The 8688-nt window shown below is 55.3% G+C and carries 6 protein-coding genes; 5 read left to right on the forward strand and 1 reads right to left on the reverse strand.

Annotated elements, in window-relative coordinates:
- Positions 1–381: 381 nt before the first annotated feature.
- Both PN477_RS16285 and PN477_RS16290 read left to right on the forward strand, forming a co-directional pair.
- The gene (locus PN477_RS16285) at positions 382–1341 is read left to right on the forward strand and encodes an NAD-dependent epimerase/dehydratase family protein (protein WP_272116895.1); all 960 of its coding nucleotides are present in this window, start codon (positions 382–384) and stop codon (positions 1339–1341) included.
- A 118-nt stretch (positions 1342–1459) separates the two neighbouring features.
- Complete coding sequence (locus PN477_RS16290; protein WP_272116897.1) at positions 1460–3076, forward strand: Ppx/GppA phosphatase family protein; 1617 nt, start codon at positions 1460–1462, stop codon at positions 3074–3076.
- A gap of 68 nt (positions 3077–3144) precedes the next feature.
- On the opposite strand, the gene PN477_RS16295 is transcribed toward PN477_RS16290, so the two are convergent.
- Entirely contained in the window at positions 3145–4860 is a 1716-nt protein-coding gene (locus PN477_RS16295) for an ABC1 kinase family protein (protein ID WP_272116899.1), read from the reverse strand.
- 283 nt (positions 4861–5143) lie between these two features.
- Between PN477_RS16295 and PN477_RS16300 the strand changes: the two genes are divergently transcribed.
- From PN477_RS16300 to PN477_RS16310, 3 genes are all read left to right on the forward strand, one after another.
- A complete protein-coding gene (locus PN477_RS16300) occupies positions 5144–6229 on the forward strand; it encodes a hypothetical protein (protein WP_272116901.1) in 1086 nt (361 codons plus the stop codon).
- Between the two features lie 200 nt (positions 6230–6429).
- Positions 6430–7830 (forward strand): cation:proton antiporter, encoded by a 1401-nt coding sequence (locus PN477_RS16305; RefSeq protein WP_272116903.1) that lies wholly within the window; start codon positions 6430–6432, stop codon positions 7828–7830.
- Between the two features lie 35 nt (positions 7831–7865).
- Positions 7866–8688: AMIN domain-containing protein (locus PN477_RS16310; RefSeq protein ID WP_272147458.1), on the forward strand; the 823-nt coding region annotated here is incomplete at its 3' end.

An 8688-nucleotide genomic window follows, 5' to 3' on the forward strand; every position in this document is an offset into this window, starting at 1 on the left:
ATCAGGATAAATCAATGGCGCTAGTCGTTGAGCCTAGCAACCCTCTGCAACTCTCGTTGTTTGAGTGGATAAATGGTCAGGTAACTGGCTGTTCAGAATCCCCCACTATAGCCCGTAGGGTTTAGTGGGGGAGTATGTCAAAAAGCCGAGATCTTTCTACCGGTTCCAAGAATGTTGCAATGTATTTTTCGTCTTTGGTCAAGGGATCTGTTTCCTAGTGATTCTTGGTTTTGCAGGCTGACTATAGATTTATAGGGGGGATTGTTCTTGGATATTGTTCTCAGTCGTTAGGGAGTGAGGCGCGGGAATTCTGGGGGGTTGAGGCAGGTTGGGCGGAGTCCTGTGGCACAATAGGCGGAAATTGGTTTGTAAGGATTTGCGATGAAAGCATTGGTGACGGGGGCGAATGGGTTCACGGGGTCGCATTTGGTGCGGGCGTTGATCGAGCGTGGGTTTGAGGTGGTGGGGTTGGTGCGGAAGACGAGTCATTGCGATCGCCTCTCCGGTTTACCGATGCAACTGGCCTATGGCGACGTGAGCGATCGCGCTAGTCTTGATGCGGCGATGGTGGGGGTAGATTGGCTGTTTCATACGGCGGCCTATGTGGATTTGGGGATTGTGGATGGGGAGCGGATGGCGCGGGTGAATGTGGAGGGGACGCGGAATGTCCTCGCGGCTGCCCAAGTTGCCCAGGTGCAAAAAATGGTCTATTGCAGCACGATCGGCATCTACGGCGACACCCAAGGCGAGACGATTACTGAAACGTTTCAACGTCGCCAACAGGGGTTTTCCTCAGCCTACGACAGCACTAAATACGACGCACAGCAGTTAGTGAACCAAGCGGCGGCGGCGGGGTTTCCGGTGGTGAGTGTGATGCCGTCGGGGATTTTTGGGGTGGATGATCCGCATTTTGGGCCGGTGATTCGGTTGTTTTTAAAGGGAAAATTGCCGTTTTGGGTGGGGGGCGATCGCATCACCGGCATCGTTCATGTGGATGATCTCGTCGCTGCCATGCTCCTCGCGGCGGAAAAAAGCCCCCCCGGTGAGCATTACATCATTTCCACCGACGACCTCCCCACCCGCGAAATGTTTGCCTACCTCGGCTCGAAAACAGGCATCCCCACCCCCAAAGAAGCCCCCAAAGCCCTGGTATATTTCCTCACCTTTTTTCTCGATCCCCTCGGCCATCTCTTCGGCTGGAATCCGCCCCTCAGCCGCGAACGCCTCCACTATGTCTATGAACGCTGTGTGCGGGTCAGTGGTCAAAAAGCAAAAGATCAATTAGGCTGGCAACCCCGCCCCTTGACGGCTATTTTTGATGAATTTATTGCCCAATCTTAGGAAAATGTGTGGGCAGAAGCGCGATCGCAACAGAACATCACAAAGGCAGACCGTCGGCCGCCCTCTGCCCGTACACTAGCCACTAGAGACGCTCTAGACCGCTTATTCAAATCTTGTTATGGCCGAATCGCTCACCCCGCAGACCAACCCCCGCACCGCCACCGAGCCGATCATCCTGGGGGCGATCGATATCGGCACGAACTCGATTCATATGGTGGTGGTGAAAATTGAGCCGCAATTTCCGAGCTTTTCGATCATTGCCAAGGAAAAGGACACAGTGCGCTTAGGCGATCGCGACCTGAAAACCGGCAAGCTCACCCCGGAAGCGATCGATCGCGCCCTCGCCGCCCTGCGTCGCTGTCAGGATCTTGCCCTCAGTTTCGGTGCTCAACATCTCCTTGCTGTTGCCACCAGTGCCACCCGCGAAGCCCCCAATGGTCAGGACTTCATCCGTGATGTGGAGGAGACCTTGGGGCTGCAAATCAACCTCATTTCGGGGCCCGAAGAAGCGCGGCGGATCTATTTGGGGGTGTTGTCGGGGCTGGAGTTCACGGCGCAACCCCATGTGATTATTGATATTGGCGGCGGCTCGACGGAGTTGATTTTATGCGATCGCCAAGATGCCCGTTTCCTGAGCAGCACCAAAGTCGGAGCCGTGCGCCTCACCCAAGAATTCGTCCACACCGACCCGATCACCCCCGAAGAACTCACCTACCTCCGCGCCTATGTGCGGGGGATGTTGGAGCGGCCCGTGGAGCAAATTTTGGCTAATCTCAAACCCGGCGAAGTGCCCCGCATGATCGGCACGTCCGGTACGATTGAAACCCTGGCGATTCTGCAAGCCCGCTCCCAAACTGACGAACCGCCCAATCCTCTCAATGGTTACACCCTGTCGCGGGCGGAACTCGAAGACCTGACGGAAAAGCTCGCTGAGTTGGACTATGACGATCGCGCTGTGTTTCCGGGGATGTCTGAGCGACGGGCTGAAATTATTGTGGCGGGGGCGATTATCTTGCTCGAAGCCATGGAAATGCTGGGGCTAGAGAAAATCAGTATTTGTGAGCGGGCCTTGCGCGAAGGCATCATCGTTGATTGGATGCTGACCCATCAACTGATTGCGGATAAGTTACAGTATCAAAGTGCGGTGCGCGATCGCAGCATCTACAGCATCGCCAAAAAGTATCACGTCAAACTGGACTACAGCGAACGGGTGGCCGAGTTCGCGGTGCAACTGTTCGACCAACTCCACGGCAAGCTCCATTTTTGGAACGAGAACGAGCGCGAATTGCTCTGGGCGGCGGGGATGCTCCACAACAGCGGTCTGTATATTTCCCACGCCGCCCACCACAAACATTCCTACTATCTAATCCGTCACGCGGAACTGTTGGGCTATACCGATCTAGAAGTGGAATTAATCGCCAACATCGCCCGCTACCATCGCAAAAGTAAACCCAAGAAAAAGCACCCCGCCTATCACGGCCTCACCAAGCCCGATCGCCAACGGGTCGATCAACTCAGTGCGATTCTCCGGTTAGCGGTGGCGTGCGATCGCCGTCAAATTGGCGCGATCGCCCGCGTTCACTGCACCTATGATTCCCACCACGACACCCTCCGCCTCCATCTCCACCCCACCGACCCCAACGATGCCTGTGAATTGGAACTGTGGAGTTTGGACTACAAGAAAGACGTGTTTGAGGAAGAATACAGCGTCACCGTCACCGCCACCGTCGGCTAATACCAGTTCTCTAAATTCACGCTACAAAACAAGGGGCTTAAGCCCCTTGCCTGATAGTAGGGCGGCCCCTAGGCCGCAGAGGGTGTTTGGGTGGAGTCTGGGCGGACAAACGCAGCCACCTGTTCAGAGGAAAGATCCCGAAACGCATTCCACGCCACATGTAGGAGGCGATTCGGTTCAAATTCATGCTTCACCAAATTCCAAATCCGTTGGACTTCTTCGGTGTGAAGGCGATCGTTTTCCGTCAGCGCCAGCAGAATTTGATTGCGGAGATATTGCCCCTCTTCCGAAAACAGGTACTGAATCCCCAATTGGGCCGTGGGCAGCAAATCAAACTGCCCATCGGTTTGGGCAATTAACAGCATATTTTCCAACCGTGACCAATGGAATTTCCCATCTTGGAACAGCACCTCTAACAAGCGGCGACGCATCGCAGGGGATTCCCCTTTCAGGAGGCGTTGAGCCACGTAAGGGTAAGCGATTTCGACAATTTTAAAGTTGGGATCAAGGGTGAGGGCAAGACCTTCTTGGGTGACGAGGGAGCGAATAATCAGGGAAAATTTCGCCGGCACGCGGAAGGGGTAGTCATACATCAACGCTGAGAATTCATCGGTGATGGTTTTAAAGTTAAAATTCCCGACACTCTCCCCGATCGCATTCCCCAAAACCCGCTCTAGGGCTGGGATAATCGGGGTCATATCCGTGTCTGGGGTCAAGAAGCCAAGAACATTAAAATCATGGGCGAGGGCGTAATAGTCCCGGTTGATCAGATGCACAATCGAGGCTGCGATCGTTTCTTTAGTTTCTTCTTCAAGCTGATCCATCATCCCAAAATCGATGTAGGCCATGCGGCCATCCGCCATCGCAAACAGGTTTCCGGGATGGGGATCGGCGTGGAAAAAGCCGAATTCTAAAAGCTGGCGCAGGCCGGAAACCACCCCAATTTTGATCACTTCATTGGGGTCAATCCCGGCGGCCTTAGCACTTTCGGTGTCCGTCAGTTTAAACCCGTTGATCCATTCCAGGGTGAGGACACGATGGCTGGTGTAACGCCAATAAATATCCGGGACTTTAACGGTGGGATCATCGCGGAAATTCGTGGCAAAGCGTTCGGCGTTGCGGGCTTCGTTGATGTAGTCGATTTCTTCAAAGAGTTTGCTGCCAAATTCATCCACAATCAAACTCAAGTCATGGCCCAAATTTAAGGGGAGCCAAGGCGCGAGCCACCCTGCCGCCCAGCGCATGAGAAAAAGATCGCGGGTGACCACGGGCAAGAGTTGAGGACGCTGGACTTTGACGGCGACGGCTTCACCGCTGTAGAGGGTGGCGCGATAGACCTGGCCTAAGCTGGCGGCGGCGATCGGTTGGGGCGAAATGTCTTGGTAGATTTCCTGGATGGGGCGATCGAGTTCGCGTTCAATAATCGCAAAAGCGGTTTTGGTATCGAAGGGCGGCAGTTGATCTTGGAGTTTGATCAGTTCATCGAGGAAATCCGGATGAATCAAGTCCGGTCGGGTGGAGAGGGCTTGACCGACTTTGATGAAGGTGGGCCCCAGTTGGGTCAGGATGTCGCGGAGTTCGGTGGCGCGTTTGGGTTTGTTTTTGTGCTGTGGGTCTCGCCAATGATCGAGGATGAGACGGATTGCAAAAGTACCCAGAAGAAATGCGACGGAGATGGCGCGTCCGATCACAATCCAGGGCCGTCGGTAATAGTATTGTGCGATCGCTTCGGGATCGTAGCGTTGTCCGGTTACATCATCGGTGGAAAGCAGAGACTGACTCACAAGCCTTAAAACGCCTCGATGCGCAAAAATAAGTGAAATTCCTTTCTAGTATACAAAACTACAAACTTTCTGCTGATCTAATTCACGAGAAATGACGCTTTCGGCAGAGGGCAACGCTCCGGTTCAATGGGGATAATGGAAGAATGGCACGGTTACGAAATAGAGTAGTTTGTGTCGGTAACGGTCTAGGGATCAGGCGTTGGTGGGTTTGCCATTGTTCTGTTGACCCGTGCTGATCTTGCGTCTGCTGTCATTGTTTTTACTTAACCTTTCTTTACGTTTTATGAAGTTTATCGATTTTTCCTCTCGTCTCAGTTTGGGTGTACTGGCCAGTGCGAGTGTGCTTTTACCCATGGCGATCGCACCCCAACCCAGCACCGCCCAACAGATCGTCAACGCCACCCCAGCGGGCCAAGAAGTCCCCAACAACAGTTCGATCACCTGGAAGTTTGATGATGCTCGCCTCGTCAATCCCAATTCCCTCAAGGTCTCCCTCGATGGTCGGGATGTCACTGCCCAAAGCTTTATCGACACCAACACCAACACCTTCGGCTACCGTCCCCAGCAGCCCCTCGCGCCGGGAAGCCACACCGTCCAGGTGGAATTCACCAATACCCAAGGCGTGAGCTATCGGGCGGCCTGGTCGTTCAATGTCGTTGATGTGGCCTTGACCATCGCCAGCGTCACCCACAACGCCAGCACGCAGCCCCTCGTCAATGGCGACACCTTCATGGCGGAACTGAAGGGCACGCCAGGGGCAACGGTCTCCGTTCTCCTCGTGCAAAATGGTCAAACCGTGCGGACATTGAGCGCGACGGAAACCGCGTCCGGGGTCTATCGGGTCACATTCCCGGTGGGATCGAGCGATCGCGTCAGTGAAGGCATCGTCGTCGGCCGCTTCGAGAAAAGTGGCAAAGTTGTCTACAGCGTCGCCTCCCAAGCCTTCGCCCTCAACCCCACCCCCACCACCGCCACCGTCCAGCAAACCCAAACCTCCAACGTTTCCCAAAACCCCATTGAAACCACCCCCGCCGCCGCCCCTCTAGCCGTGACGATCACCAGCCACACCAACAATGCACGGGTGAATGCAGCTAACGGGTTCCGCCTCACGGGGACGGCCACACCAGGGTCTACCGTACAAGTCACCGTTACCTCAGAAGCACCGAGTGCCCTCGGCGGCTTGATCCGGCTAGGGAGCGGCACGAAATTGCTCGATGCCGTGCCCGCCACCGTGCAGGCAGATGGAACCTTTGGCGTGACTGTGCCACGGCCCCCGGTGGTTCAAGGTGGCATGCGCTACAGCATCACCGTCCAAGCAAATCAAGGCACGGAAACCAAAACGGCCGACTTAACGTTAATTCAGCAGTAGGCCGCGCCCTGCGGATTGGGGGGATGGGCGGGTTTACGGGTGCGATCGCGTGCCCCTCCACTCGCCCCCACCTCCACCAATTCTGAACACAGTCATCCTCAACCCCATGCTTTGGTAGTCTCAGCCACAGCACCCAGGCGAAGAGCATAGGTGAATGGCCTTGTACAGTAAAGAGAACGTGACTGTTGTTAGACCTACCCATGGTTGAATTATTTTCCATCCCCTTCTTCACCTGCGATGCTGCTCGATCCGTCCCCATCCTAGCGACAGCGTCAGAATCCGCCGACAGTTCGATGGTGCTTGCCAGCGTCCTCCTCAGCCTCGTTGTGGTCTATCTAGCCAGCAAAATCGGGGGGGAACTCTGCGCCCGGATTAATCTTCCCCCGGTGCTCGGTGAACTCGTCGGCGGCGTTGTGGTCGGGGTCTCGGCCCTCCAACTCCTTGTGTTTCCAGGCGAAGGGATCGCCGCTGAAAATTCACTGATCATCAAATTTGTTGAACTGACCACCACCCTCACCCCCTTAGGGGCCAGTGCAGTTTTTGAAACCCAAAGCGAAGTCATTTCAGTTCTGTCGGAATTAGGGGTGATTATTCTCCTGTTTGAAATTGGCCTTGAATCCAAACTCGATGAACTGCTCCGCGTTGGCCCCCAGGCCGTGGTCGTCGCGATCGTTGGGGTTGTGGCTCCCTTCGCCGCCGGAACCCTCGGCTTGGTCTATTTATTTCATCTGCCCATCGTTCCCTCAATTTTCGCCGGGGCAGCGTTAACGGCCACCAGCATCGGCATCACCGCCAAGGTACTCGCTGAAATTGGCAAACTTTCCTCCACCGAAGGACAAATCATCATCGGGGCGGCGGTGCTGGATGATGTGCTGGGTATTATCGTCCTCGCGGTGGTGGCGAGTTTGGCGAAAACGGGCGAAGTCCAGGTGATGAATATCTTTTATCTAGTCATCAGCGCCGGAACGTTTTTGGTGGGGTCGATTTTACTGGGTCGCTATGTGATTAAACCCGTCTACGAAAATCTGGTGGGGGAGATGAAGACCCGGGGTGAACTACTGCTGACGGCGTTGGTGGTGGTGTTTATCCTGTCCTACATTGCCACCGCGATTCAATTGGAATCGATTCTTGGTGCTTTTGCGGCGGGGTTAATTCTGGCGGAAACCTCCCAACGCTCCAAACTGGAAAAACAGGTGATTCCGGTGGCGGATTTACTCGTGCCGGTGTTTTTTGTGGAAGTGGGGGCCCGTACTAATTTGGGGGTGCTAAATCCGATGAATCCCACGAATCGAGAAGGCTTGGTGATTGCGGCTTTCCTGATTGTGGTGGCGATCGTGGGCAAGGTAATTACAGGATTTACTGTGTTTGGTCAACAGGGTGACTTGAAGAAGTTAGCCATTGGGGTGGGTATGATTCCGAGGGGCGAAGTGGGCCTTGTCTTTGCTGGTGTAGGTGCAGAGAGTGGAGTGCTATCATCATCGACGGAAGCCGCCATCATTATGATGGTGATTTCCACGACCTTCCTGGCTCCTCCCCTGTTGCGCATTGTGTTTCGTGACCCGGAACCCACGGCCTCGGAGACTTCGGAGGCCGGCGGATAAGTCCTATTCTCACTACCGTTTAGATTAAGTCTGCTATGCCATCCCACCTCATCACACGCTTCAGCCTTTTTTCGAGTGTTTTAGGTTTATGGTTTTGGGCAATGCCTGTGGAGGCGGCACGGCTAATCTTTTGGCAGTTTGAATCAGACCAAAATCGTCTTGTGTTTAGCACCGATGAGGCCGTCCAACCGACGGCGCGGCTGCTGCAAAATCCGACTCGGTTGGTGATTGACTTGCCGGGGGTGGAGCTTTCGCAGCTAGACCCGGATCAATTGCGTTTGCCGGCGGGGGCGGCGGGGGCGATCGCTTCTATCCAAGCTGTACCGATGGCGGATCAAGGCAGTCGCCTCCTGATCGAACTGACGGAAGGCTATACCCTCGATCCCCAACAGATTGAAATCACGGGCCAAACGCCCACCCGTTGGCAGGTGCAACTGCCGTCTCCCACCCGCAGCCCTGGCCCATCGCTGCGCCCTTCCCGCTTGGAGGCGCAGGCGGTGAGTACAATCAATGCCATTGAACTGGGGGTGGGGAATCAACTGTTAATCCGGAGTGATCGCGCCATTAGCGGCACAAAAGAATGGAATCAGCGCGATCGCGCCTACCAAATCCTGATTCCTAACGCCCGCGTCGCCGATGCCGTCGCCCAATCCCAACTCCCCGTCAACAGCCCCATCTCTCAACTGCGCGTCCGGCAACGGGGTGACACCGTTGAAATTTTGGTCTATCCCGCCACCAACTTTGAGGTGGGCGACCTGCGGCAACTCAGCCCCAACCTCCTCGCCCTCGGCATCGATCGCCAAACCACCACCAGCCGCCCCGTCCCGATTCCCCCCACCCCATCGCGCCCCCCCACCC

This window comes from Spirulina subsalsa CS-330 (genome assembly GCF_028330765.1).
In the GTDB taxonomy this organism is placed as follows: domain Bacteria; phylum Cyanobacteriota; class Cyanobacteriia; order Cyanobacteriales; family Spirulinaceae; genus Spirulina; species Spirulina subsalsa_A.

What these genes read in the sequence shown, in the direction of transcription:
- PN477_RS16285 (WP_272116895.1), top strand. Translation starts at nt 382, where the DNA reads ATGAAAGCATTGGTGACGGGGGCGAATGGGTTCACGGGGTCGCATTTG.
- PN477_RS16300 (WP_272116901.1), top strand. Translation starts at nt 5,144, where the DNA reads ATGAAGTTTATCGATTTTTCCTCTCGTCTCAGTTTGGGTGTACTGGCC.
- PN477_RS16305 (WP_272116903.1), top strand. Translation starts at nt 6,430, where the DNA reads ATGGTTGAATTATTTTCCATCCCCTTCTTCACCTGCGATGCTGCTCGA.
- PN477_RS16290 (WP_272116897.1), top strand. Translation starts at nt 1,460, where the DNA reads ATGGCCGAATCGCTCACCCCGCAGACCAACCCCCGCACCGCCACCGAG.